Origin of the sequence: Prosthecobacter fluviatilis (assembly GCF_042655725.1) — a bacterium.
Classification (GTDB): domain Bacteria; phylum Verrucomicrobiota; class Verrucomicrobiia; order Verrucomicrobiales; family Verrucomicrobiaceae; genus Prosthecobacter; species Prosthecobacter fluviatilis.
This window is the reverse complement of record NZ_JBHSMQ010000009.1, coordinates 171,050-194,362: the sequence shown is the minus strand read 5'-3', so window position 1 is coordinate 194,362 and position 23,313 is coordinate 171,050. Positions and strand designations below refer to the sequence as shown.

The 23,313-nt window shown below is 63.3% G+C and carries 21 protein-coding genes; 7 read left to right on the top strand and 14 right to left on the bottom strand.

Features of this window, described 5'->3' with window-relative positions; all coding sequences use genetic code 11:
- Nucleotides 1-465 precede the first annotated feature (465 nt).
- On the bottom strand, nucleotides 466-654 hold the full coding sequence (locus tag ACFQDI_RS20760; RefSeq protein WP_377170478.1) for a hypothetical protein: 189 nt from the start codon (nucleotides 652-654) through the stop codon (nucleotides 466-468).
- Nucleotides 655-816: 162 nt separating this feature from the next.
- Between ACFQDI_RS20760 and fxsT the strand changes: the two genes are divergently transcribed.
- The 3 genes from fxsT to ACFQDI_RS20745 all read left to right on the top strand — a co-directional run bounded on the left by fxsT (nucleotide 817) and on the right by ACFQDI_RS20745 (nucleotide 4,338).
- Entirely contained in the window at nucleotides 817-3,717 is a 2,901-nt protein-coding gene (fxsT, locus tag ACFQDI_RS20755; protein ID WP_377170476.1) for an FxSxx-COOH system tetratricopeptide repeat protein, read from the top strand.
- Between the two features lie 41 nt (nucleotides 3,718-3,758).
- Nucleotides 3,759-3,956 carry a hypothetical protein gene (locus ACFQDI_RS20750; protein ID WP_377170474.1) on the top strand — a complete coding sequence of 66 codons (198 nt, stop codon included), beginning with the start codon at nucleotides 3,759-3,761 and terminating at the stop codon, nucleotides 3,954-3,956.
- A 64-nt stretch (nucleotides 3,957-4,020) separates the two neighbouring features.
- Nucleotides 4,021-4,338: a hypothetical protein gene (locus ACFQDI_RS20745; RefSeq protein ID WP_377170472.1), complete on the top strand. Its 318-nt coding sequence runs from the start codon at nucleotides 4,021-4,023 to the stop codon at nucleotides 4,336-4,338.
- Nucleotides 4,339-4,664: 326 nt separating this feature from the next.
- On the opposite strand, the gene ACFQDI_RS20740 is transcribed toward ACFQDI_RS20745, so the two are convergent.
- Nucleotides 4,665-5,351: a hypothetical protein gene (locus tag ACFQDI_RS20740; protein ID WP_377170470.1), complete on the bottom strand. Its 687-nt coding sequence runs from the start codon at nucleotides 5,349-5,351 to the stop codon at nucleotides 4,665-4,667.
- 390 nt (nucleotides 5,352-5,741) lie between these two features.
- Nucleotides 5,742-6,020, bottom strand: a complete 279-nt coding sequence (locus tag ACFQDI_RS20735) for a hypothetical protein (protein ID WP_377170468.1) — start codon at nucleotides 6,018-6,020, stop codon at nucleotides 5,742-5,744.
- Between the two features lie 244 nt (nucleotides 6,021-6,264).
- Between ACFQDI_RS20735 and ACFQDI_RS20730 the strand changes: the two genes are divergently transcribed.
- A complete protein-coding gene (locus ACFQDI_RS20730) occupies nucleotides 6,265-6,876 on the top strand; it encodes a hypothetical protein (RefSeq protein ID WP_377170466.1) in 612 nt (203 codons plus the stop codon).
- 299 nt (nucleotides 6,877-7,175) lie between these two features.
- Here the strand turns inward: ACFQDI_RS20730 and ACFQDI_RS20725 are convergent, their stop codons facing one another.
- From ACFQDI_RS20725 to ACFQDI_RS20680, 10 genes are all read right to left on the bottom strand, one after another.
- The gene (locus ACFQDI_RS20725) at nucleotides 7,176-8,987 is read right to left on the bottom strand and encodes a hypothetical protein (protein WP_377170464.1); all 1,812 of its coding nucleotides are present in this window, start codon (nucleotides 8,985-8,987) and stop codon (nucleotides 7,176-7,178) included.
- A 671-nt stretch (nucleotides 8,988-9,658) separates the two neighbouring features.
- A complete protein-coding gene (locus ACFQDI_RS20720) occupies nucleotides 9,659-9,811 on the bottom strand; it encodes a hypothetical protein (RefSeq protein ID WP_377170461.1) in 153 nt (50 codons plus the stop codon).
- Nucleotides 9,812-10,057: 246 nt separating this feature from the next.
- Entirely contained in the window at nucleotides 10,058-13,423 is a 3,366-nt protein-coding gene (locus ACFQDI_RS20715; protein WP_377170459.1) for a hypothetical protein, read from the bottom strand.
- A gap of 121 nt (nucleotides 13,424-13,544) precedes the next feature.
- Entirely contained in the window at nucleotides 13,545-14,177 is a 633-nt protein-coding gene (locus ACFQDI_RS20710) for a P-loop NTPase family protein (RefSeq protein ID WP_377170457.1), read from the bottom strand.
- Nucleotides 14,178-15,903: 1,726 nt separating this feature from the next.
- Nucleotides 15,904-17,100: a hypothetical protein gene (locus tag ACFQDI_RS20705; RefSeq protein WP_377170455.1), complete on the bottom strand. Its 1,197-nt coding sequence runs from the start codon at nucleotides 17,098-17,100 to the stop codon at nucleotides 15,904-15,906.
- Between the two features lie 91 nt (nucleotides 17,101-17,191).
- Nucleotides 17,192-18,433 carry a hypothetical protein gene (locus tag ACFQDI_RS20700; RefSeq protein WP_377170453.1) on the bottom strand — a complete coding sequence of 414 codons (1,242 nt, stop codon included), beginning with the start codon at nucleotides 18,431-18,433 and terminating at the stop codon, nucleotides 17,192-17,194.
- 333 nt (nucleotides 18,434-18,766) lie between these two features.
- Nucleotides 18,767-19,174: a hypothetical protein gene (locus ACFQDI_RS20695; protein WP_377170451.1), complete on the bottom strand. Its 408-nt coding sequence runs from the start codon at nucleotides 19,172-19,174 to the stop codon at nucleotides 18,767-18,769.
- A 468-nt stretch (nucleotides 19,175-19,642) separates the two neighbouring features.
- Nucleotides 19,643-19,897, bottom strand: coding sequence for a hypothetical protein (locus tag ACFQDI_RS20690; RefSeq protein WP_377170448.1), 255 nt, complete (start codon nucleotides 19,895-19,897; stop codon nucleotides 19,643-19,645).
- Complete coding sequence (locus tag ACFQDI_RS20685) at nucleotides 19,894-20,121, bottom strand: hypothetical protein (protein ID WP_377170446.1); 228 nt, start codon at nucleotides 20,119-20,121, stop codon at nucleotides 19,894-19,896. Before ACFQDI_RS20685 ends, ACFQDI_RS20690 begins: the two co-directional genes overlap by 4 nt.
- Nucleotides 20,118-20,909 carry a hypothetical protein gene (locus ACFQDI_RS20680; protein ID WP_377170444.1) on the bottom strand — a complete coding sequence of 264 codons (792 nt, stop codon included), beginning with the start codon at nucleotides 20,907-20,909 and terminating at the stop codon, nucleotides 20,118-20,120. Before ACFQDI_RS20680 ends, ACFQDI_RS20685 begins: the two co-directional genes overlap by 4 nt.
- A gap of 143 nt (nucleotides 20,910-21,052) precedes the next feature.
- Here ACFQDI_RS20680 and ACFQDI_RS20675 point away from each other — a divergent pair, with 143 nt between their 5' ends.
- Nucleotides 21,053-21,259 (top strand): hypothetical protein, encoded by a 207-nt coding sequence (locus ACFQDI_RS20675; RefSeq protein ID WP_377170442.1) that lies wholly within the window; start codon nucleotides 21,053-21,055, stop codon nucleotides 21,257-21,259.
- Nucleotides 21,260-21,492: 233 nt separating this feature from the next.
- Here the strand turns inward: ACFQDI_RS20675 and ACFQDI_RS20670 are convergent, their stop codons facing one another.
- Nucleotides 21,493-21,813, bottom strand: a complete 321-nt coding sequence (locus ACFQDI_RS20670) for a hypothetical protein (protein WP_377170440.1) — start codon at nucleotides 21,811-21,813, stop codon at nucleotides 21,493-21,495.
- Nucleotides 21,814-21,889: 76 nt separating this feature from the next.
- On the opposite strand from ACFQDI_RS20670, the gene ACFQDI_RS20665 reads away from it, so the two are divergent.
- Together ACFQDI_RS20665 and ACFQDI_RS20660 are read left to right on the top strand one after the other, a co-directional pair.
- Nucleotides 21,890-22,171, top strand: a complete 282-nt coding sequence (locus tag ACFQDI_RS20665) for a hypothetical protein (RefSeq protein ID WP_377170438.1) — start codon at nucleotides 21,890-21,892, stop codon at nucleotides 22,169-22,171.
- A gap of 192 nt (nucleotides 22,172-22,363) precedes the next feature.
- A complete protein-coding gene (locus tag ACFQDI_RS20660) occupies nucleotides 22,364-23,266 on the top strand; it encodes a hypothetical protein (RefSeq protein WP_377170436.1) in 903 nt (300 codons plus the stop codon).
- Nucleotides 23,267-23,313 lie beyond the last annotated feature (47 nt).

Sequence of the window (23,313 nt, the reverse complement as noted above, 5' to 3'; positions counted from 1 at the left end):
GTCCCGGCTGTCCATGGTGGGCAGGCTTCCAGCCTGTCCTACCAGCGCGTGGTGTCTGCGCTGGGAGAGGGAGCTGGAGGCGGGACGCCTCAGGCCCCTGTCAGGCCGGAGGCCTAACCTCCCGGCCGGAGGATGGCCGTCCCGGCTGTCCATGGTGGGCAGGCTTCCAGCCTGTCCTACCAGCGCGTGGTGTCTGCGCTGGGAGAGGGAGCTGGAGGCGGGACGCCTCAGGCCCCTGTCAGGCCGGAGGCCTAACCTCCCGGCCGGAGGATAGCCGTCCCGGCTGTCCATGGTGGGCAGGCTTCCAGCCTGTCCTGAGGCCGCAGCGCCCAGGCCCGCCGCGCTTTGGGTTTGCGCACCGCCGCCGTGCGTTCGCGTCAAACGTCTGCGTGGTCCCCGGCTGTCACGGATGAATGGCGTGGGCTCTCAGATCCACCCATGCAGCCCTACGGTCCCGCCTCACGCTCAGACCAGCGCCAGCAGCGCCGTGCCCAGCAGCAGGTACAGCGACACCCCCCCAAAAAAGCCCAGCGCCTCATTCGCGCGCGAGAAAGTCCCCGCATTCAGCCGGATGCTCCCCGATCTCAGTGCACGCAGGCCCATCCAGTAAAACAGCGCAACCAAAGCCAGGGAGAGGAGGTGGGCGGAGTCCATGGAGAGGCAGTCATTGGTCAATCTGGCCCCCTGCATACTCCCGCGATCAGGCCACGTCAATGCCCTGCTGCATGTCCTCCAGGCGACTCCCGGGTTAAGTCTGCCATCTACGGCATTTACTGCTTGCCCGCTCCGCGTCTTACACACACCCTTGCACCACGCATGAGCACCCTGCGACCCGTCATCTTCATCTCCGCCGTCAGCAAAGAGCTGCACACGGCCCGTGCGCTTGTCTCCCAGACACTCACGTCCCTCGGCTACGATCCCAAGTCCCAGGACATCGCTCCCACCGAGACCGGGATGCTCCCCCAGGTGCTGCGAGACTGGATCGATCAATCCGACGCCGTCATCCAGCTCGTCGGCCACCGCTACGGCTTCGCCCCAAAAGAACCCGACGCCGAATTCGGCGAGTACAGCTACACGCAGCTGGAGGCCCTCTACGCACGCCAGCAGGGCAAGAAGGTCTGGTACCTCATCCTCACCCCCGAGCACCCCACAGACCCCTGTGATGCCGAAGCCCACGCGCTCAGCGCCCTGCAAGACGCCTACCGAGCGAAGGTCACAGGTGCCGACTACCTTTATCATCTCAGCAGCAGTCTGACCCAGACGGAGAACATTGTGTTGAAGATGCGTGATGATTTGGCCGAGCTCCGCCAAAAAGAGCTGGCACGGCAGGCTCAACTGCAGCAGACGATCGAAGCCACGCACCAAAACACCGCCGAGATATTGGCGCGCTTTGCCGATCTCAATCAGCAGGCAAACCGCCAGCCTCAGCTCCTATTCAAGCCAGAGTCATGGCCGCAGCCCGCGCCGTTTCACAATCGCACCTTTCCTCCTCAGCAAAATTTCGTCGGTCGCGCAACGCTGCTCAGCGCCATGAAGCAGAGCCTCGATGCCGGGCGCGATATCGCCCTCACGCAGCCCGTCGCCATGCACGGGGCAGGGGGCATTGGCAAAACCCGCGCCGCAGTCGAGTTTGCCCGCGCCCATGGCAGCGCGTACACCCTGCGCCTCTTCCTCGATGCCCAGAGCCCCGACTCCTTGCGCGCTTCCCTCGCAGAAGTCGCCCGTCGGCTCGAGCTCACCACCGATCCCCAGGCCAAAGAGGAAGCCCTTGTCCTCCTCGCCCTCCGCCTGCTGCGTGCCGTGCCCAGCGCCCTCGTCGTCGCAGACAATGCCGACACTCTGGCGGCCCTCGAAGCCGTCCGCCTCCTCTGCCACCAGCCCGGCGGCGTCCGCTGGCTCATCACCACCCGCCTCACCAATCTCGGCGAAGAATTCGCCCCTCAGCGCGTGGACCTGCTGGATGAACCCGATGCCGTGCAGCTCCTGCAAAAGCGCGCCAGCAAAAGCAATCATCAACCTGGCCCCGATGCCGACGCCCGCGCCGTCGCCCTCGAGCTCGGCCGCCTCCCCCTCGCCCTCCAGCAGGCCGCCGCCTACGTCGCGCACATGCGCCTCACTTGGACGGCGTACAGCAAACTGCTCGCCGAAAATCCCACAAAAGCCCTCTCCCATGAAGCCAGTGAGATGAAGGATCTTCCTGATGGCATTCTGCGCACTTACCGCATCAGCCTCCAGCAGCTAACGCCACTTGCCAGAGAATTGCTGGAGATCGCCGCTCACCTCGCCCCCGCGCCCATTCCAGAGGCTGTCTTTCTGCAAGACGACGAATTCGATGGCCTCCAGCGAGCCGCCCTCGCCGAGTTGGCCGATCTCTCCCTGGTCGAATGGGAGCCGCCGACATTGGAAATGCACCGCGCCATTGCCATCGCCGTTCGTCTCGACATCGGACTTGGCCGGGACACGGACTTGGCTGAAAAAACTCGCGCACGGCTGTCCCAAGCCTGCCGTAGGGTGACAGTCTGCGCCCCGCGAAACAATGCTCACCCGTCCCACTGGCCAGCCTGGGCTGCACTGCGTCCGCACATCGAGCATCTGCTGGCCCAGGCGGGCCCTGCCGGTGTGGCGGAAGAGGTCTGTTACTTGCTTCTGGTGAATTGGCCCATTCACCTCCAGGTCTTAGGCGAGTACGTCGCTGCCGAGGCATTCTGCTGTCGCGCGGTGGCCTATTCATTGAAAAGCTTCGGCTCAGATCATCAGAATACCTTGGGGAGCCGAAACAATTTGGCCAATGTGCTGTGGGCCCAAGGCAAATATGCCGAGGCGGAACAGGAGCACCGGGCCGTGCTGGAGATTAGGAAGCGCGTGCTGGGCGAGGAGCATCCGGATACCTTGAGCAGTCGGAACAATTTAGCCACAGCACTGTATGACCAAGGCAAGTATGCCGAGGCGGAGCAGGAGTATCGGGCCGTGCTGGAGATCAGGAAACGCGAGTTGGAAGCCGAGCATCCAAATACCTTGAGCTGCCGGAACAATCTGGCCAACGTGCTGAATGCCCAAGGCAAGCATGCTGAGGCGGAGCAGGAGTTCTGGACTGTATTGGGGAGCTTAAAACGCGTGTTGGGCGTGGAGCATCCGCAGACCTTGATGAGCCAGATGAACTTGGCCAACGCGTTGTTGGCTCAAGGCAAGTATGCCGAGGCAGAGCACGAGCACCGGATGGTGCTAGAGAGCAAGGAACGCGTTTTGGGAGCGAAGCATCCGCATACCTTAAGCAGTCGGAACCATCTGGCTAATTCGCTGTGGGTCCAAGGCAAGCTTGCCGAGGCTGAGCAGGAGCACCGGAGCGTGCTGGAGATCAGGAAACATGTGTTGGGCACGAACCATCCGGAGACCTTGATGAGCCGGATGAACTTGGCCAAAGTGATGTTTGAGCAGGGCAGGCATGCCTACGCCGAGCAGGAGTACCGCGCCATACTAAAGGTCCAGGTCCGCGTGCTGGGCGCGGAGCATCCTGATGTGGCGCTAACATGCTGTAATCTGGCACTCTGCCTCGAATCCCAAGGCCAGCACTCCAAGCTCGCCGAAGCCCTTCCGTTGATGCAGCGTGCGGAGCAGATCTGGCAGAAAGTCCTCGGCTCCGACCACCCGGACACCAAAGACGCTAAAGAGCAGCACCAGCGCCTCGAAGCCGAGCTGAAAAAATCCCCTTCACTTTAGCCCTCGCCGTAAGTCCCGCACTCCCCCCCCTCCTCACCCCCATGTTCCCGCTCTACTTCAGCCTCATCACCTTCGCGGCGGGCATCCCGCAGGGCGTGTTTTTAGGCAGTGTGGCGGCGCGGTGGCTGGGGCTTGAGGGAGCGTGGGCGCTGCTCGTCATCGTGCCCGGCGGCTTTCTCGGCATCGTCCTCGGCTATGGCCAGGCGCTCCTCATCCGCTGGCTCCTGGGCCGGCGCTGAGGCCGCATGCCGCGCCATGCCATTCACCACTCGCATTTTCAGCCGTGCAGCCCATGCTCCCTGCATGAAAAGCACCCTCCGTCCGCTGCTCATCACGCTCCTGCTCCTTGTTTCCGCCGTGCTCTTTGGCAGCGACCCCGCAGCCGCGCCGAAATCCCAAAGCCGCGACTGGTCCCTTTCCCAGATCCGCCGCGCCATCGCCCGGGACAAGCGCGCCTATCAGGACATTCTCGTGAACATCTCCATCGCCAGCGAAGACACCCTCGTCGTCACCATGGTCACATCCAGGCTGCCCATGTCCGGCAGCGGGCAGCGCATCACCCTCAAGTACGATGAAAGCCAAGGCTGGCACGTCACCGGGCTCGAGGGCTTCGACAGGTAGCCCTGCCAGGGACACCGGCAGGATGCGCTGCCCCCCTTCGCCATTTCCTCACGCTCCGGACCAGCGCCTCATCGGCCTCTCGCCAGGCAGCCTACCACGAACCATTGAAAGCTGGTCTGCTGCCGCAGGCCGGGCAGGCCATGCGGGCAGTGCGGTGCGGCGGTCAGGCCGCAGGCTGGGGGTGTCTGGTGTTGGTGGGTTGTGTCATCCTCCACCGCTCCCTCCGCCAAACCGCCCGGCTGCGCGGGCCTACGCACGCCGGGGGGGGGCTGGCCCAGAGCTCGCAGGCGGAAGGGCTGCCGCCACATCCGTCCTGCGGCCATGGCTCAGCGGGTGCTGTTTCGCCTCATCTCCTCACGCACCAGCGCCTCCAGCTCCAGCCGCTTCTGCTCGGCATCATAGGGCGGTCTGCCATCGATGCCCGCCCTGATCCTGGCCACCTCCACACGGCCCAGCGCGCCGTCCTTCACCGCCTCCTGCAGGGCCATCTGCGCCAGGCTGCGCACGGGATAAAACTTCTCGCGCAAAGTGCCGCAGGCGCCATTGACCACAAAGTGCCCGTCCTGCAGCGCCGTCAGGTACCACTCGACGCAGCGCCGGTCCTTCAGCCTGCGCAGCGTCCTGGCGGCGCTGATGCGCACCGCCGGATGCTCCGACCATACCATCTCCTGGCATGCCTCCTTCAGCGCGGCCTCGTCTCCCAGCGCCGCGGCGATGATGCAGAGCATGCCGCGCAGCTCAGCGTCACGCTCCAGCGCCAGAGCCCGGCGCACCTCCGGCAGCAGCCCCCTGCCGGTGCTGCGGCACTCCGCGATGATGGCCTCCCGCTTTCGCTCCGTCGGCAGCGTGCTCTGGGCCCGGGAGTAGTCGGCATCCGGGTTGGCCGGGTCACACTCATGCCGCAGCCGCTCCAGGATGACGGCAAAAGCACCGGGCGTCTCCTCGCGCCACTTCAGCACCAGGCACGGCACCAGTAAAAACAGCAGGGCAAGCATCAGGCGGTCAGGGTGCATGCCTGTGGAACGTCCGGCTCCGTGCATTCCTTAGGCGATGATTTGAAACCTGGCCACAGGCAGGACGGGAGAAGCCCAAGCCTCTGGAGCCCAAGCCTTTGCAGCACGGCCTTTGCAGCACGGGATGGATGACGCAGCACGGGATGGATGACGCAGCACGGGATGGATGACGCAGCACGGGATGGATGACGCAGCATTTTCGTGGCAAACTCAAGCACCGCGCTCTTTCTTTCCCTGTCCCCCACCTTTGCGCAAACCCGCACATGGCAGGCCCAAAGTAGCTCAGTTCCTGTGGAACTGAGGAGCGCGCCCTTCGGGCCCAAAGCCTGCGCAGTCCCTGGCGGTCACGCATGGCAGGCCCTGGCTCGCAGATCCACCCATGCAGCCCTGCTACCCCGCATCCCGCGCAAAATCGACCACGATCTGGCAGTGGCCCAGGTTCACCGGGCACCGCACTCCCGGGTAGGTGCCGTGCTTCTTCGTCTCTGCCGGACTCAGGGCATACTCCAGACGTGCCCCGCAGCACGCGCACACAGGGTGCATGCCCAGTGCCGCCCTTTCTTGAATCACTTCCACGCTCATCTCGCTGGAATCAAAGACATACTCGCCCTCCTTGAGGTTTGCCTCCACCTTCTCTCTCCGGCTTCGATACTGCGGCTTCTTCATCATCGGCTGATGGGTTCGGGCTTCGGGTTAAATCCCGCTGGAAGCATAGGGGGGCGCGATTCAGGCTGTAAATGGATGTTCTTCATCGGATTCACATGCGGGCATTGCCCGGCGTCCCTCACCGCTTCTCATAAAAAGCCACGCCTCATGCACCCAGAGACGGCTCTCCCACATCACAGCCGCAGCGCCCAGAGCCGCTGCGCTTTGGGCTTGCGCACCGCCCCTGTGTTCCCGTTGAATCCGCCGCATGAAATCGCGGCACCACCTCATCCTGGCACTTCTGCTGCTCATGCTGTGTCCGCACTGCCGCTCGGTCAAAGGCGGCAGTGATGGCGGGCTCCCCGACACGGTGATTCCCACCCTCGTCATCAAGGACGCCCCCATCACGCAGGCCGTGCAGGCCGCGCTGGCGGAGGCCCGCAGGGCCGACCCACGGGCCGGTGCGGTCAGCGTGATCGTGCAGGAGGCGCCGGGCTCCGCAGCCCGCATAAGCGTGGACCTGAAAAACACCCCCCTCATCGAGGCCCTGCACCTCATGGCGGCCTCCTGCCATTACCGGCTGAGCCTTCAAAACCACGCCGTCGAGCTCCACCCCCAGCGGCCCGGAACGCCGGAGCGTGAAACCGCATACATCACCCTGCAGCCGCACACGCTGCGCCACCTGCACATCAGCACCCTCACGGAGGCAACCGCCAGACGCGCGCTGCAAAGCCTGAAGATCGACCTCAAAAAGATCGACTCCATCGTCCCGGTCCCCGGCTCCGCCGCGCTGCTCATCCAGGGCTCCGATGCAGACGAAGTGCGCAAAGCCGCCGCCATCCTGGACCTCATGAACCGCGGCCTGCGCATCGGGCCATGAGCCCCCCACCTTTGCGCAAAACCCGCACATGGCAGGCCCGGCGCGGAGTTGCGTCCTCTGCTGGCCCGGCGCGCGTGGGAGTTGCGGCGCTTTTCTTGTTCCGCAGGGACAAGGCTGCTTTGCATTGCCCCAAGCAGCTCAGTTCCTGTGGAACTGAGGAGCGCGCCCTTCGCGGGCCCGGAGCTTGCAGCGCCAATGGCCTCGGAAAAAAAAGCCGGGTGCCCAGAGCCTGCCGATGGGCAGGATGGGCACCCGGGCGGGCGGCGGTTGGTGATTCACCTCCGCGGCGGGTGCCCAGGTCAAGGCGTGCGGATGGACCGCTGGCGCAGAAACTTGTAAAAGGCCTTCAAGTTTTTGTCCGTCTCCGCAGACTTCCCGCTTTCGGCAGCGCCGGAGCGTGCCAGGGCGTCCCGCAGCGGCTCCTTCTCCATGAGTGCAGCCAGGCGGGTCCGCAGCTCCGGCGAAGAGTCCCACACCTTGGGCGCGCTGTGCGTGTGTTTGAGGATGGAAAACAGGTGCACACGGTGGCTCAGCACCATGGCCGCATAGTCATCGGGACCCGTGCGCTTCGTGTCCAGTTCATTGATGATATGAGTGTCTGAATTCTCCAGTTCGCGGAGCAGCAGGTCAAAGGTGGTCACGTTGTAGGGCATGCGCAAAGCTGCGCCCATGGTCCACTGGGTGCGGTAGGGCCTTCTTTCCTCCTCGTAGCCGGGGCTGCCTGGCGGGTGCTCCCTGAGCTCTTTTTTCAGGCGCTCGAGCACGGCGGGGAGATCGTCTGGAAGGTCGGGATAATTGTGGTTGAGCATCCGGAACCAGCTCACACCCGCCGCCAGAAACTTGTCGCCATACACGTCGTTGTGACCGGTCGCGATGCTGCCTGGCGACGCGATGTTCCAAAAGCCCGCCGTGCGCTCGCCATCTGCTTTGGGCACGATGCGGTACTTCGACAGGCGGTGCTGCTTGTTTGGCACCCAGAATGCCGGGTCCAGCGTGGGCTGCAGAGAGAGCTTGTACTGCAGCGCACGGAGCTCAGCGTCCGGCAGCGGACGTGCCGGCTGCACCTCTCCCGTCTTTTTCACATCATGCGTCCGTGTGGAGCGGTCAAAGCCGATGGTGTTGGCAAAAAGCTCATGCCGCAGGTAGCTCAGGGTGGCGACAGGGTGCAGCAGGTAGTTGTTGAGCGGCTGCAGCACTCTGTTTGCCGTGTCCTGGGTGCTCGTGACAGCGAGCACGCGCGGAGCCAGCAGGCGGGTGTCGGTCGGCTGCTGGGTGACGAGCTTCGACTCATTGACGGTCTTGATCTGGTCCTTTGAGACAAAGGCCACCTCCGCGCTGTTTGCCAGCAGAAACAGGTGCGGCAGGCGCCGGTCGTCGCCCGGGGCGGTGTCCTTGATCATCAAAGCCGCCGTCTTTTCCAGCAGCGCCCCGCCAAGCGAGTGACCCGCAAAGACCACATTGGCCCCCTGTTGTTTGCCCGCCTCCGCCACATCTCCGAGAAACTTTTGCAGCTCGGCGCTTTTCCCGATCTCGCGCGCCGTGCGCCGCCTCCCGGTGAGCGTGCCCCACTTGAGCAGTCCATCCAGGCTCTCGCCCCGCCAGGCCACGTAGATGGCCAGCACCCGGCCCATTTTGGCCTCGACCATCCGGTGCACCAGGCCGTCCAGATCCTGCATATCCTTGCCTTTGGCCTCTCCACAGTCAGGCGAGCTGTCATTGTGCCACCCGTGCACGTAGAGGAGCACCGTGCGGGGGCTGAAGCTCTGGATCTCCTGCACCGCCGTCGAGAGCTGCGCCTTCAGGTGCGGCTGGCCGTCCTCTTTGAACTCAGCCACCAGAAAGCGGTTCGTCCTGTCATCGCGTGCCTTGGCCGAGTCAAAGCGCCGCTTCACATTCCAGGCATTGGCGTGCTGCGGGTCGGTGATGGAGCCGTCAAAGTAGGCCTTCTCAGGCCGTATGCGGAACGAGCAGGAAGACAGCAGTCCGCCCCCCATCAAGGCAGCCAGGCACAGGCGCAGTGCGCCGCTGCGGAGGACCCTCGGCGCCATGCCGGGTCTCGGGTCTGTGGGGGAGGAGTGTGCCGTGGTCAGGGCCATTAGGTTCGGGTGCATGATGGTATGATTAGGGTTTACTGTGGTATGAAAGAGGCGGAGCGCCCGCCGGCGGCAGGGGGAGAGCCTGTGAAAGTCTGAGGCGGAAAAAAAGAGCCCGTGTCTGGACAGGGAAAGCGAAGGCGCCCGTGCGTGGCCTGCCGCGGCAGCCCGCAGCAGCTTTTAAAGGTGCTGCAGCTTTTGCTGCCGGCAGCATGCCCCCAGCCACGCCAGGGCACCACGGAGCCGCCCAGCCCCAGCGGCAGGCTGCGGCCACCCTGGCTGCAGGAAACATTCAGCCGCATGCCATTGCCAGGAAAAATGCAGGGACGAAGGGCGGGGAAGGCATGATCATTCAAGAGTTGTCAGTAATGAAACGATTCGTTGACCAATAAGAGCTAGGACTAGCCAAAAGAGGCATTAGGCCTATCAAAATAGGATTCAACAATAAATATCTAAAATAAGATATTAGAAATACGATCTCGTTATGGCTTGTGGTGTTGGGTGTGGAGGTTATACAGAGCACCGCGCCTCGCAGCCCCCTCGCCCGAGGCTGTGCAAGAGAGCGAGCGTCAAAAGCCCTCCGCGCGCCCACCCCAATCACCGGTCCCAGAAATCCCCACCTCCTGCGGCACCTCCACCATCCAGCTGCCATCCCTCTTCAACCTCGACGCGATGCGGCGACCCACGGGTTAGACTGCCCATTCAGCTGAAATCAAGGAGTGATCTTGTGCGACGTAGAACAACGGTGCGCCCATGTAATTCTCTGAAGGATCGACGTTCAAAGAAAAGCGGCAGGTGCCGTCGGCATTCATAATGATGCTGTCAATGCGCGCCGTGTGCATGTCAAAAAGTGGTGCTTTCGCACCCCGGGGACCGGCTCAAGATTTGACGTGGAGATCAGCTCGGGTATGCGGTCTGCCAGCGTTTCAAAGTCCGCCATCTGGGCGGCCGTTGGTCCGGGGGCGCCGCTGATTCGTTGCTTCGCTTCTATCTCTGCGTGATGCGGACGGCTCGTATCATTGGCATGGGAAGAGACGAGCAGAGTCACTCCTCGGCACTTCCCCGGTGAACGTCTGCCACTAGATGCATCATTTGTCCATCCACGAAGCCTCTCGTATAATGGTGTCGAAAATCTTATCATGAGCCTCTGGATTCTTGAGCGAACTGATACAGCTGACGGTGTAAACCTTTTTGGCACAGGCCACTCCATAGATCGTGTCTTGGTAAATGCCACCCGAAGAAAAGCGCAAAAAAAGGCGCATGCGAAAACTTGAGTGTCCAGGTGCCTCATCGAATAAAGTGGTCTCACGTAGTTGCAAAGATGCAATCCCTTCCGTGGCACCAATTTTTTTCACAAGGTTGTCCGCGATAATCTGCCACCTGTCTCTCGAAAGAAGGCTTGGGTCCGAGACATCTTCAACAACCACCGAAATACTACCCTCCATTGGCTCTTCTATCACGATGAACCTGTCCAAGTTGGGGCTGGATTCAGACACTGTCCACCCTGCAGGCAGATGCAGCACATAGTTCGTCTTCAATCCGGCTACCTCAGTATTGCGTGGGAGGGCGGATATCCTTTTTGAGACAGCTACTTCTTCAGCATCATTTTGTGCCATGCCAAGAGCGTTGACCGCTCCTCGCATCACGTTGCCAATCATTGAATATGCTTCCTTGGCGCACCAGACCCGTGTGCTCACTACGCCCATGGGACCTGCCCATGTGCGCTGAAGTAAACGTGCATTCTTTGATTCACATTCAAGCAATCCCCCCGCAGAAGTTGAAGACCAGTTTAAGATCTTGCAGTTTACTTTCTTCTCGAGTTCGAATCTTCTGATGTCTCTTTCAGCGGCTTCTTTTAGTGCCGCATCCGTGATCTCTGCTGGCCTGAAAGACCAATTCAGGACCGCTGTCTTGTCCAGGGTGAAGGTTGTTTCATTCTCACGATTCCAGAACTTTGGAAGTGTCAGCTCGAGTTCTGGCAGCGTATCAAACCGATGGTTGGCGTGCTCCGCCTTCTCCCACGACCGGAGCATACTGACAGTCGGAATCTTCGAAGTGAGTTCATCGGCATCAGGGGAGTTTAGAACCGAGATGCTAATGGAGTCCAGGAGTCGAAAAAGTGGATCTCTTGCAATGAGCGCGTTCGTCGGCGGGGAAAATGCCCAAACGGTGGTGGATCCCTCGGGGCCCAAGGTTGATCGAATCACTCCTTTTGCTCCTGATGTAAAGATTCTCAACCAAGCAGTTTCTGGAATCCATGTGGCATCAAATTCTCTGGCTGTGAATTCCGCCTGTGCCCACTTCCTCCCGTTTACATCCAATAACTTCACCGGTCCAAGTTTGAATCCATGCTTCTCTGTCAGTTCATTCATGTTTATCCGAAGGAAGTCGTCAGGCGCTCTCTCATAGAGCGATGCCAGCCCAGGGTTCGTTTGTAACACTGTCAACAACATGAAAGCTCCCGAACCATAAGACCAGCCATATAATTCGATTTCCTTGTGAGCTCTGTTTTCATCCCCATCGTATGCAGGTGATCGGACCCAGCCAGATGGCCACGACCATTGAATTTGCGAATTCCAGGTCGTGTTGATCACAGTTTCGTGGGATGAGGGATTTTCAAATCCTCGGCGGAGGGTCCATGCGGTCCATAATTCTTGTGACACACCAACTATTGCCATGAAGCAATAGCAAAACAGCGGGCCCATGAGCTGCCAGAAGCAAAAGGCGAAAAAAGTGGTGATTTTTCGAATCGTTGAAGAAAGAAAGTGAGGCGGCGGTGCCGGCTTTACAGGCTGCGAATTCTGATTTTGCAGCACTGGGGCGAGAGTGCGCCGGAAGTCTACTCTGCTGCCTTTAAGGGGCCACGTAAACGCATTGCTCTCAATGATTGGCAGCATGCACGGCTTTCCCTCTGTGATCGCTAAAAAGGGATGATTTCCCAGGTGCCGCGGAAATTTCAACCCAGTTTTGCGCTCCAAATGAATACGAAGATTATCGTAACGGGATTGACGTTGTTCCAAGCCTGAAAGCCAGAAGAGAATCCTTTCTTTGGCAACTAGTTCCAGTGACCTGTCGATCTCCCAGAAAATGTGCTTCGAAATTCCTGGCTGGATGATGACAAGAGACGCCTTTGCCAGAGCATGTAGCACGGCCTCCTGCCATTCGTCATCCGAGACATAGCTGCGCTGTGCGCCGAGTGTTGGCAGTCGATCCCCTGGTTTGCCGATGGCAACGACAGGCATCGTTCTGGACAGCCCGCCGAGGAGCTGTTCCTCTGCGGTTTCACGTGGCTTGAACAGCAAAAGCCTGAAAATCGTGAGAGGGTTTCCCATGTAAAGCAGACGATAGAAAGTGAAAGGTTGGTTGATCCCGCCGACGTTCGGATTCAGCCCAAACAAAGCATTGATCACGCCCAAATTATTAAATGAGCCTTGTTGATCCCGGTGGAAAGACCTCAAATACAGGCCCATCGCGGTAGTGTTGGGAGTCATTTTGTTCGGCGAGGAGCGGACAGCTAGGCGAACCGACCAGTACAACAAGCTGGCGACAGCTGAGTACTCAGCTGCTGAAATGAGCAGGGAAATCCAATAGTTCTTTGCAATGGATTCTGGAAGTTTGAGCTGGTAAAAGCTCCAGAAAAGCAGCAGAGCGCAAAGCTTCAGAATCCAATGCAATACATAAGAATGCATCGGCTTGTGACCTCCAAGACGGCTTGCTTTCCTGGAGGAATTCGGAGGATCATTGCTCTCAGCGTCAGTGGAGCCGGCGGATCGTCGTTTCTCCCAAGTCCAATAAGTAAGCCCGACCATACACGCGCACAAAAGCACGCTCAAAATCGACGCTGCGAGGCCAGAGCTAAATGATGTGCGAAAGGCTATCGAGGTGATATTTATGCAAATTCCAGCATAGAGGGGCCATAAAAAGAGCACAATCACGCAAAGGGCTATGGAAAGGCCGATTGATTTCAGAGAAGATGGCTTATTCCTTTTTGGAATTACTGGTTCCACCTTTTCTGTCTTGTGCTCAATCTGCCAGTGGTGATCAACTGCCAAGGCCTTGATCGCCTGGAGGGGCAGGACCGCATCCTCCTGGGCTAGCGACATGGTTATGCCATCTTTTTCATTCGGTGCAAAATGAATGCTATACCACCCGCCATAATCTTTCTCGGACTCGCCCTGAAGCGGTGCCGTGATGCAAACACTGCGAATATTTTCTAAACTGATCCTTCCGGCATTAAACTGTTCAGCAAATTTCAAAAGTTCCTCTTCACTGTCTTTTTCAAAATATTTGGGAGGTACGCTCTTCTTGCCAACCAGTTTGAAACAGCAAACATACTGTTCGGTAATCACGGACACATGGTTTGTTCGATCATCGATGCTTTCTCGGATCAGCGGTAGCATTTCAGAAATCGAAGGATCATTTTCAAGGCATGTGAGGGATGAATTGTCGCTCATTTCGGTGGGGTCTATATCTTTGTAACTAAGATAAGTTTTTCTTTTTGCCACCGTAATAACAGAGAGAGCACGCTTGCCATTTTTTAGCTTGGGAGTCTGAGATTGGAAAAAATTGCCCCCCTCACCGATCCCAATAATCCCCCACCGCCTGGGGCACCTCGACCATCCAGCTGCCATCTCTCTTGAGCCGTGACGCGATGCGGCCGTCGAGCTGCTGCTCGATCTCGCGGCGGTAGAGGTTCGCGTCCATCAGCGTCCAGCGGTTGGAGCGGAGCTGGAGGAGCTCGGCCACGCGGCTTCTCGTCACGGCACCGGAGCCTTTGTCCAGCGCGGCGCCGGAGCCGATGTCTTCGATGTAGATGAGGTCGTAGGCGGCGTAATCGCGGGCGGCGCGGAAGTCGGTCAGGTCCACGGCGGGGATGAGGTGCGCCATCTGCGGGCCGCGATGGCCGGTGGGGGTGGGGATTTTCCAAAGGCCGCGTGCGGCGGCGCTGCGCAGGCACTCGAGCGCCTGCTTGAGCACGTGCGTCTTGCCCACGCCGGAGGGCCCGAGGAGGCTGAGCCAGCGGCGGGGCGGCTCGCGACGGATCACCGCGCTGCAAAAGGCCTGCACCGCCGGCAGCACCTCGTGCAGGCCGGGGTGGTAAACCTCAAAGCGCCAGGGCCACGCGACCACGTGCGGGTGCATTTCGGGCGGGGTGTCAGCGTCGGTCAGCGGCGGCGAGGTGCGGAGGATTTGGGCGGCGGTGGGCATGGTGGGGGGAGGTTCGTTGTTCTTGGTTCTTGGTTCTCGGTTCTTGGTTCTCGGTTCTCGGTTCTCGGTTCTCGGTTCTCGGTTCTCAGTTCTCGGTTCAGTGTTCCAGGCTGTGTGTGCGTGGAGCGCCGTGAGGTGGCGGAAGGATGCGGAGCAGAGGCGCGGGACCGCTGAGGCGGGGCGGTTGCGGGCGGGAGTGCCCGCGCTCCTCTCGATCGGGGCTGATGAGGGCACGCGAGGGCTTGGTGTGAGTCCGCACCACGACAGACCCCAGACCACCTCTGTGTGGAGGACAGGCCTCCGGCCTGTCCACGGCCTGAGGCTTCCAGCCTCCAGCTTCCCACACGGCGTGTGCGTTCGGCGCAGCCCTGGTGTGCGGAGAATGAAAGCGATGAGCCATGCCGAGAAAGCGCTGTCGCTGGGTGGGCAGTCGCGGGCGGGACGCCCACGCGCCGCTGACAGGCGGGACGCCTGTCCTCCACGGGGAAGCGTGTGAGCGGCATGTCTCTGTGTGGAGGATAGGCCTCCGGCCTGTCCACGGCCTGAGGCTTCCAGCCTCCAGCTTCCCACACGGCGTGTGCGTTCGGCGCAGCCCTGGTGTGTGGAGAATGAAAGCGATGAGCCATGCCGAGGAAGCGCTGCCGCTGGGTGGGCAGTCGCGGGCGGGACGCCCACGCGCCGCTGACAGGCGGGGCGCCTGTCCTCCGTGGGGAAGCGTGTGAGCGGCATGTCTCTGTGTGGAGGACAGGCCTCCGGCCTGTCCACGGCCTGAGGCTTCCAGCCTCCAGCTTCCCACACGGCGTGTGCGTTCGGCGCAGCCCTGGTGTGCGGAGAATGAAAGCGATGAGCCATGCCGAGAAAGCGCTGTCGCTGGGTGGGCAGTCGCGGGCGGGACGCCCACGCGCCGCTGACAGGCGGGACGCCTGTCCTCCACGGGGAAGCGTGTGAGCGGCATGTCTCTGTGTGGAGGACAGGCCTCCGGCCTGTCCACGGCCTGAGGCTTCCAGCCTCCAGCTTCCCACACGGCGTGTGCGTTCGGCGCAGCCCTGGTGTGTGGAGAATGAAAGCGATGAGCCATCCCGAGAAAGCGTGCATTGGGCCTGCAGTCGCGGGCGGGACGCCCACGCGCCGCTGACAGGCGGGACGCCTGTCCTCCACGGGGAAGCGTGTGAGCGGCATGTCTCTGTGTGGAGGATAGGCCTCCGGCCTGTCCATGGCCTGAGGCTTCCAGCCTCCAGCTTCCCACCCGGCGTGTGCTTTCTGCGCAGCCCTGGTGTGCGGAGAATGAAAGCGTTGGGCCATGCCGAGAAAGCGTGCATTGGGCCTGCAGTCGCGGGCGGGACGCCCACGCGCCGCTGACAGGCGGGACGCCTGTCCTCCGTGGGGAAGCGTGTGAGCGGCATGTCTCTTCGTGGAGGATAGGCCTCTGGCCTGTCCATGGCCTGAGGCTTCCAGCCTCCAGCTTCCCACACGGCGTGTGCGTTCGGCGCAGCCCTGGTGTGCGGAGAATGTGAAAGCGATGAGCCATGCCGAGAAAGCGTGCATTGGGCCTGCAGTCGCGGGCGGGACGCCCACGCGCCGCTGACAGGCGGGACGCCTGTCCTCCACGGGGAGCTGCTGGCGCTGAGCGGTGCGGAGAGGAGCGCGGGCACTCCTGCCCGCTTCTGGGAGCGGTGAACCGCGAACCGCGAACCGCGAACCGAGAACCGCGAACAAATAACCGTCATCACGCATACCTCCCGGGAGCGTTGGCGGTGTCGCTGCGTGGGGTGGCAGGACGTGGTGCAGGGTGGTAGGATCTGCTGGGAGGGTTCAGCCGGGTGGCGCGCTGCAGGTCGTTGGCCTTCCACTTCTGCCACCAGGCGGCCAGGGCGTTCTGCGGGCTGCGCACGGCCAGGCCGTCGCGGTCCGTCCAGCGGCCAAAGGCGGTCAGCGGGCGTGCCTCGTGCTCGTGCCACCAGATCTCCGCCTTGTCCGCCGGGCAGCCGATCCCGACGGCCCAGGCCTTCACGGTGGCGAGGCTGGGCGTGGGGACGTCGGCGGTGCCTGCGGTGGCTGCGGCGTCCTGCTCCGCTGGGCGGCCGGCGTTCAGGGAGGCGGTCACGGTGCTGGCGGCGCAAGGGGTGGCTCTTGGCGTGGAGCTCGCCTCGCGCTCGGCGGCGGCATCTGCCGCGGCGTCTGCGGCCTCGCGTGCGGCGGCGTCGTCGGCAGCGCAGTCCCATGCTGCGGCGGCTTCTGCTTCCTCGGCTGTCAGCGCAGCGGCAGCAGCCTCGTGCGCACGCGCGCCCGCGTTGTTTGCGTCTCTGGGTAGGGGGTGGGTGGTGAGTGGTGGGCGGTGAGTGGTGGGCATGTCTGCCGCATGAGGCCCGCACATGCTGCCGCGCTGCGGTCGCAGCCGCGCCGCATCCGTCCCGCAGCTGCTTTCGCGGTGCGGTCGCAGGCTGGGCGCATGCGCTTCACACGCGGGTGCGGCGGCCGCTGGCGCACCTGCGGCAGGCGGCGTGCGCAGAGGCGTGGCGGTGGCGGCCGGGGTGCCGTGCCAGCGTTTGTTGGCAGCGGCGCGGCGTTGCTCGCTCTTTTTGGCGATCCTCTCGCGCTGCTCCTCGCGCACGATCTCCAGACGCGCATTGCGCCGCCTGCCGTCCGCCTTCAGCGGCAGCTTGGCCAGCACGGCGGGGGTTACGCCCTTGCCGCCCAGGCGCTTCAGGGCGGGCACATCCGGCGGCAGCCCGGCGTCGCCGCACAGCCACTGGTGGCAGAGCAGGCGCAGGTAGGAGAGCTGCTCGGCGTCGCTCATGCCAGCGACGCCGACGAGCCAGCGCTCCGGGTAAAAGTCAAATGCCGGGGCGTCGCGCACCGGCTCTGCGGCGGCGCTGCCACCGGCCGGGGCAGGGGTGGGGAAGGGGGCGGGCTGGGATTTCATGATCGGGTGTTTTGTGGTGGAAAGTGCTGTTTCAGGCCGGAAGCGGCCGCGGTGCGCCGCACGCGCAAGGCGCCACCTCTGGCGTGGCTGGTCATGGCTGCGGGCGTGGGTGGAGGTGTCTGTCCTTTTCAGAGGCGGGCCGGCTGTTGCCCCGGTTGCGCACGCTGACCTGCTGCAGGCGGCGCTTGAGGGCCTCGCCGTGGAGGCGTGCGCAGTCCTTGTGACCGTAGAGCATGCCGCGCTTGAGCAGGCTGAAGTTGAGCTTCTGGACGCTCTCGTCGTGCCCTGGCACATCCTGCCAGGTGATGCCATGCCACTCCGCGCCCGTGGGCACAAACCTGCCGTCCCGCCCCGGCTGGCTGCTGACCCCGCCCGAGGTGGAGCAGGTGCGCGTGCTGCCGCCTGGGCTTGCTGCTGCTGAGGTAGCTGCTGAGGTAGCTGCTGAGGTAGCTGAGGTTGCTGAGGTTGCTGCGCTTGCTGTTGTTGCTGCGCTTGCTGTTGTTGCTGCGCTTGCTGTTGTTGCTGCGCTTGCTGCGGGACGACGGGCCTCGCTGCCCTGCGTGTGCCTGCGCCTGCGTGTGGGGTCGCCGGCCGGGACGGGGCCGAGACCCTGCCCGGCTCTGCCGCAGATGCCTGCGCCGGAGCTGCCGCCAGGCGACTGCGTGGCGGATGCTTTTGCACACGCCTCCTCGCCGTCCTCCTCGCCATCTTCTTCCCCGTCTTCCTCGGGATCATCCGGGCCCTGAGGTGTCCAGGCGGGTGCCTTGGCGGAGCGGGGGCGGCTCGCGGGCGCCACGGCAGCCGCCGCGCCAGCGGTGGGAGATTTCATGCCAGGCGCGCCTGCCGCCGGAGCCTCCGCGCCCAGCGCCGCCGCCGTGTGCCCGTGCCGTGCGGCGGACTGCACGGCGAGGCAATGCACGATGCACTCCGCACCGCAAGCCTTCACCACCAGCGCGCCCGCCTGTCCAGCATTTCTCGCTGCTTGTGCCGCAGCGGACTGCGTGGCGAGCACGCGGCTGCGCGTGTCACCGACGTCCTCGGCCGAGGAGGAGAATGAGGCGGAAACCGCCGCGCCATGCGCCGCCACGCCCCAGGTCTGCGCCCAAGGCTGGGCGCTCCCCTGCACGTGCGCGTGCCCGAGTGCCTCCGCTGCCGCCGTGGCAGAGGTGGCCGCTGCCTCCGCTGCTGCCGGGGATCGCGATGGCGTCGGCGGCTCCGCGTGGCCCGGCGACCAGTCCGGCGGTGCGTAGATGCTCAGGGCGCCGCTGGTCTCGATGCGCAGCACCAGGCCGCGACGTACCAGATGGTGAAGCACGTCAGTGATGAGAGTCATGGAGGGCAGTGTTCAGTGTTCAGTGTTCAGTGTTCAGTGGACGGTGCGCAGGCGCGGAGAGCCGGAGGGGGATCATCTTGATCCCCCCACAAGGCGCGAGTTTGCGGAATGCGCGGGCGTGCTGGACGCTGCGGAAGGCGGGCGAGCTGGGCAGTGCGAGCGCCTGAGGGATCGGGACGATCCCTCTCCGCCGGAGGGCTGGGGAATGCGCGGGCGCTGGACGGTGCGCGGGCGCGGAGAGCCAGAGGGCGGGGTCCGGGGCGGGCATTTAGGGAAACAACGTGGTGGGACATGGCATGATAAAACAACAAATACCACTCAGCAGGCGCGGCTTCAGGCGGCGCGGGCGCTGTGGAGGTCGGCCGCGTCCATGCGGGCCACCGCACGGCGTGCGCCCTCACCGGGCTCCGCGCCGTAGCGCTCCTGCACATACGCCTCCGCCTCCTCCCAGAGGCCGGCGGCCAGGTGCTCGCTCACCGACTGGCCGCGCACCAGGATGTCATTGAGGCTGTCCTCCGAATGATCGAGCTCCAATGGGAAATGGCCCGGCCACGGCGCCAGCTCCCCGGCCACATCGCCCTTGAACTTCGGGTTCCGCACCGTGTCCAGCGCGGCGTGCACCTTGTCCGTCTGCTCCTGCAGCGCGCAGGCCAGCCGGTGCAGCTCCGTCGCCAGCGGATTGCTGCCGTGGCCGTCGGGTTTGATCACGTGGAGGAGGACGTCGATGTCGTAGGTTTTCATGTTCAGTGTGGGTGGGTTCGGAGATGCAGGTGTCAGGAAAGAGGTGTCAGGCTTTAGAGTCAGCCGCGCCCGCGCGCGCAGCGGGCCCGGAAAGAGACAGCGCAGGCAGGAGCCGGCAGCCGCAGCGCCAGCGGCGCATCACATCCAAAAAAAAACAAAAGCACAGGGGCACGCAGGACACGGGAAGGGGAGGGGAGCGTGGCCGCGCCCATGCGCCCGCAGGCAGGGCACACCGCCTGCGCACGGGGAAAAAGAGAGGCGGCAGGCTGTGCTCCGCCCGGAGTCACAGCCCGGCCGCCTCTCCACCACGCTGCCACCACAAAATCAGCAGCCGCAGCAGCGGGCATTTCACAAAGGGGGGGAATCATGGCGGCAGGCAGGGTTTTCGGCACGCGCCACCCCTGGCCGGGACCCCTCGGCGGGCGGCATGGAGTGGTAGTACATGGTATCAAAAGAAACGCGGCAGGCTCACCACGCGGACGGCTCGCCCGCGCCCAGCCAGCCCAGCACGGAGGCCAGCAGGAGCACCAGCACCAGCAGCTCCGCCAGCAGGCGCAGAAAGTCCGGGTGCACGCCGCCCCGGCGGTACGCGCGGCAGGCCACGCGGCGCCAGCCATTGCGGCGCAGGCGCGAGAGCTCCAGGTGGTTTTGCCAGGTGCGCCAGCCCAGGGCCAGCAGACCCGCGCCCAGCAGCGCGATGAGGGTGGTGACGGTGTGCATCATGAGCAGTGACGGGCGATGAGATTGCGGATGCTGCGGGCCGCGGCGCGGCGCTCCGCCGGGAGGATCTCCTTTTCCCGGATGAGAAAATCCGCCATGCTCCCCGCCGTATGGCCGCGCTCCGCCATGGCCATGATGAGTGGCAGCAGCGGGCGGAAGCGCCCCGGCCTCTGCGGCGGCAGCGACAGCGCCGAGCGGCGCAGCAGTTCGGAAAGGGGCTTTTTCATCGTGCCGCCCTCCCTTCAGCGTTCGGCGTTTCAGACAGGGGAAATGACACGGCATGCTGCATCGTGGCAGCCCGTGGCATGGCAGTGGTGCCGCCACCGGCCTCCGTCGCGGCAGGGCACGTCAGCGCCTCTGCAGCAGCAGCAGGGCAGGGGGTGGCGTCATGCCATGACACAGCAGCCTGTGGCATGGCGGAGGCGCGGAGAGCCGGAGGGGGATCATCTTGATCCCCCCACAAGGCGCGAGTTTGCGGAATGCTCGTGCGAGCTGGGCGGTGCGGAAGGCGGGCGCGCTGGGCGGTGCGAGTGCCTGAGGGATCGGGACGATCCCTCTCCGCCGGAGGGCTGGGGAATGCGCAGACGCTGGGCGGTGCGGGAGCGCGGAGTGCCGGGGCGCGGCACACAGGCGGCACGCCCGGCGGGCGGCACGCAGCAGGGGCGGGTGGGGGCATCGGTGTCATAGAGTGGGTGGAAAGCCTGCCGCAGCACGGCGCGCCGCAGGGCACACCCGGCTGCGCAGCGCGCGGCACACCGGGCAGAGCCCCGGCAGGCGTCTCCGCCCCCGGGGTGGCCGCAGCCTGGGGCTCCGGCTTTGCCACGGCCTGCGCCTGCGCGCCCGCCGCAGGGGCCGGGAGCGGGGCACGCGGGAGGCGCGGCACCTTCAGGTCCCCGCTCAGCGCCCGGTCAAAAAGGTGGCGGCACTCGCCCGCCAGAGTGCGGTTGTTAGCCGCCGCCAGGGCCACCAGCCTCCCGTACGTTTCATCGTTGATGTATGCTCCTGCTAGTTTCATTGCTGCTGTGTGCTGCGGGTGATAATCACCCATTCTGCCCGGGTGATAATCACCCGTCAAATAAAAAGTGTTGAATTAAGCCCTGCGTGGGTGACTTTTGGTGTTAATCACCCGTAACTCGTTTTTCCCTGTTTTTCATAACCATGCCGAACCAAAGACAAAGCGGTACCAAGCTGGCCGGAGCCTACATCAGCGCCGAAAAGGACGAGGCGCTCGCCCGGCTGGCCGCGCAGAAAGGCTACCCCAGCAAGGCCGACTTCCTCCGCGCCCTGTATGAGTCCGCGCTGGCCGAGGCGGCAGCTACGCAAAGCCCCACGAAGGCCCGCAAGGCGGCAAAACCCAGGAAGTGACCCGCCGCCGCGCCCGCCGCAGCCCGCGCGCCCAGCCCCCCGGCAGCCCCTTTGCCACCGCGCGCCCCGGCCTCCAGCCCGCCGCGCCCAGCCCGATGCCGCACGCGCGCAAGCCGCGCACCGGCCCGCCCGCCCCAGGCCCGGAGAGGCGTACCTGGGCAGAGGCAGGAGAGGCAGCAGGAGAAGCGGTCAGCGTCTTCATAAAAAGCACCGTGCAAAGCAAAAAGCCGACGTCAATCCATCGAAAAGACGAACGACGCATGAAGTGAAAAACTAAGAAAAAAGAAGGCCGGAAAAGCGCCAAAGTCTCGACCACCCGGTGCCAGCCATAACCGCCATCCGCAGATAGGCGCGTGGCCGATGTGAGATAAAACATTATTCAGACCGAAAAATGCCGGGATTGAAGCCGGGTCAAAAGACGCGAAGCAGGGCTGTAGAGCATGCATACGGGCTTGAACAAAACGCCTAAATCCCATACGCTGGCCGCCGTCCCCCGTCGCAGTCAAAGCGCCCGAGGGAGCATCCGGCCTTGCACTCATTGAAATGCTGTTCATGTGAACAAAATACCGCCGTTTGCGACCCGACGCAACATCCTGCCTGTATTACAAGCTCTCTGAATAACTCCCCCCCATGTCCGCCACCCGCACCAAAACCTTCCGCCTCAGCCACTCCCTCGCCGACGCCCTGGAGCTCCGGGCCAAAGAACTGGGCTACAAAAGCGCCACCGCGCTGGTGGAGGCGCTGGCCCGGTATGACTGCCTGTGCCGGTCCGGCCACGGCGTGACCAAGCAATGGGCCGAGCTCACCCCCGTGCAGCAGGACGACCTCGACGCCCGCCTCCTGGCCCGCGTGCTGAAAAAACAAGGCATGAAAGCCACCGAAGCCGCCAAAGTGGACTGGCGGCTGCTGTGAGGGGGGGATGGCTATCGCGCAAGGACTCGAACCTTGAACGAGAACCACCTCTGCAGGCCCTTGGAGACGCAGCGCATTCGCTTCCTTCGCGCGGCACTGCTCTCCACGTGGCATGCCCCATGCTTGCTTGAAAAACAGCAAGCATGATTGACACCCGTCAGGCGTACATGGTAAAACGAGCACCCTCCTCCCTTGAATGACCAGCCGCCCGACCAATACGAATTCGACTTCCGCACCGGCTGCCCCACAGCCATCACCGGAGACACCCTCTCTCTGGAGCAGTGGCGCATTTGCACACGAATCAATCGTCAACGAGCGCGTGGAATCCAGGAAACTCATCGCACAACTCCATCCCGGCAATCGCTTTCGCCTGATGTTTGGCAGGCCACTGTTGCCGCAGAATCAAAACTCTGGGACGTCCCGCTAGTCTCGCTCGACCGTCTCGGGTTTTACTTCGACGAGCTCAGCGCCCTCGCCTCCCGGCAGCTCCAGCGGCTCAATGAAGGCAAGGAAGCCAGCGCCTGGCTGGACGCCGACACCCGCTGCGTGTACAAGCTCTTCGACCTCCGTGCCAACGGCGCTCTGGGGCAGAAACTCGAATTCTGCCGTGATGACGACTTCCATTTCAGGCTGGAGCAGGTGGACGCCACGCTGCTCGATACCGTGCAAAAGCTCCGCCTCCTCCACGAAGCCGGTGCCTGCCCCACCGAAATCGTCGGCCTCAGTGACACGGGGGACTTCCTCATCGCCAAGCAGCCGTTCTGCCAGATGTACAAGGACTTCACCGCAGACAGCCTCACCGCCGTCAGCATGATGAAGGCCGTGCGCCCCACCTGCCCGCTGGGCATGCCCGTCTATCTCTTCTGGGGCGATGACGAAGCCTGGCTCGTCGGGGATCTGCATCCGGGAAACATTCGCATCAACTCCCAAGGGGTTCCCGTCGTGATCGATGCCCTCATCGGCTCCGTCCCTCCCGCCGCCCTCAAGGCCATGCCTCAGCTCACCACCGCCATCCATCAGGCCCGCGACTTCCGCACCACCGGCAGGTACAAATCCGCCAGCTTCGGGGAAGGGGAGAGGGATGAGGATTTGTGATTGGGGGCTCCAGCAGCAGCGTCAGGACAAGAATAATATTGGCTCTG

Coding starts and splice junctions, on each gene's coding strand:
- ACFQDI_RS20760 (WP_377170478.1), bottom strand. CDS start 654: ATGGACTCCGCCCACCTCCTCTCCCTGGCTTTGGTTGCGCTGTTTTAC.
- fxsT (WP_377170476.1), top strand. CDS start 817: ATGAGCACCCTGCGACCCGTCATCTTCATCTCCGCCGTCAGCAAAGAG.
- ACFQDI_RS20750 (WP_377170474.1), top strand. CDS start 3,759: ATGTTCCCGCTCTACTTCAGCCTCATCACCTTCGCGGCGGGCATCCCG.
- ACFQDI_RS20745 (WP_377170472.1), top strand. CDS start 4,021: ATGAAAAGCACCCTCCGTCCGCTGCTCATCACGCTCCTGCTCCTTGTT.
- ACFQDI_RS20740 (WP_377170470.1), bottom strand. CDS start 5,351: ATGCACCCTGACCGCCTGATGCTTGCCCTGCTGTTTTTACTGGTGCCG.
- ACFQDI_RS20735 (WP_377170468.1), bottom strand. CDS start 6,020: ATGATGAAGAAGCCGCAGTATCGAAGCCGGAGAGAGAAGGTGGAGGCA.
- ACFQDI_RS20730 (WP_377170466.1), top strand. CDS start 6,265: ATGAAATCGCGGCACCACCTCATCCTGGCACTTCTGCTGCTCATGCTG.
- ACFQDI_RS20725 (WP_377170464.1), bottom strand. CDS start 8,987: ATGCACCCGAACCTAATGGCCCTGACCACGGCACACTCCTCCCCCACA.
- ACFQDI_RS20720 (WP_377170461.1), bottom strand. CDS start 9,811: ATGCACACGGCGCGCATTGACAGCATCATTATGAATGCCGACGGCACC.
- ACFQDI_RS20715 (WP_377170459.1), bottom strand. CDS start 13,423: ATGAGCGACAATTCATCCCTCACATGCCTTGAAAATGATCCTTCGATT.
- ACFQDI_RS20710 (WP_377170457.1), bottom strand. CDS start 14,177: ATGCCCACCGCCGCCCAAATCCTCCGCACCTCGCCGCCGCTGACCGAC.
- ACFQDI_RS20705 (WP_377170455.1), bottom strand. CDS start 17,100: ATGAAATCCCAGCCCGCCCCCTTCCCCACCCCTGCCCCGGCCGGTGGC.
- ACFQDI_RS20700 (WP_377170453.1), bottom strand. CDS start 18,433: ATGACTCTCATCACTGACGTGCTTCACCATCTGGTACGTCGCGGCCTG.
- ACFQDI_RS20695 (WP_377170451.1), bottom strand. CDS start 19,174: ATGAAAACCTACGACATCGACGTCCTCCTCCACGTGATCAAACCCGAC.
- ACFQDI_RS20690 (WP_377170448.1), bottom strand. CDS start 19,897: ATGATGCACACCGTCACCACCCTCATCGCGCTGCTGGGCGCGGGTCTG.
- ACFQDI_RS20685 (WP_377170446.1), bottom strand. CDS start 20,121: ATGAAAAAGCCCCTTTCCGAACTGCTGCGCCGCTCGGCGCTGTCGCTG.
- ACFQDI_RS20680 (WP_377170444.1), bottom strand. CDS start 20,909: ATGAAACTAGCAGGAGCATACATCAACGATGAAACGTACGGGAGGCTG.
- ACFQDI_RS20675 (WP_377170442.1), top strand. CDS start 21,053: ATGCCGAACCAAAGACAAAGCGGTACCAAGCTGGCCGGAGCCTACATC.
- ACFQDI_RS20670 (WP_377170440.1), bottom strand. CDS start 21,813: ATGAACAGCATTTCAATGAGTGCAAGGCCGGATGCTCCCTCGGGCGCT.
- ACFQDI_RS20665 (WP_377170438.1), top strand. CDS start 21,890: ATGTCCGCCACCCGCACCAAAACCTTCCGCCTCAGCCACTCCCTCGCC.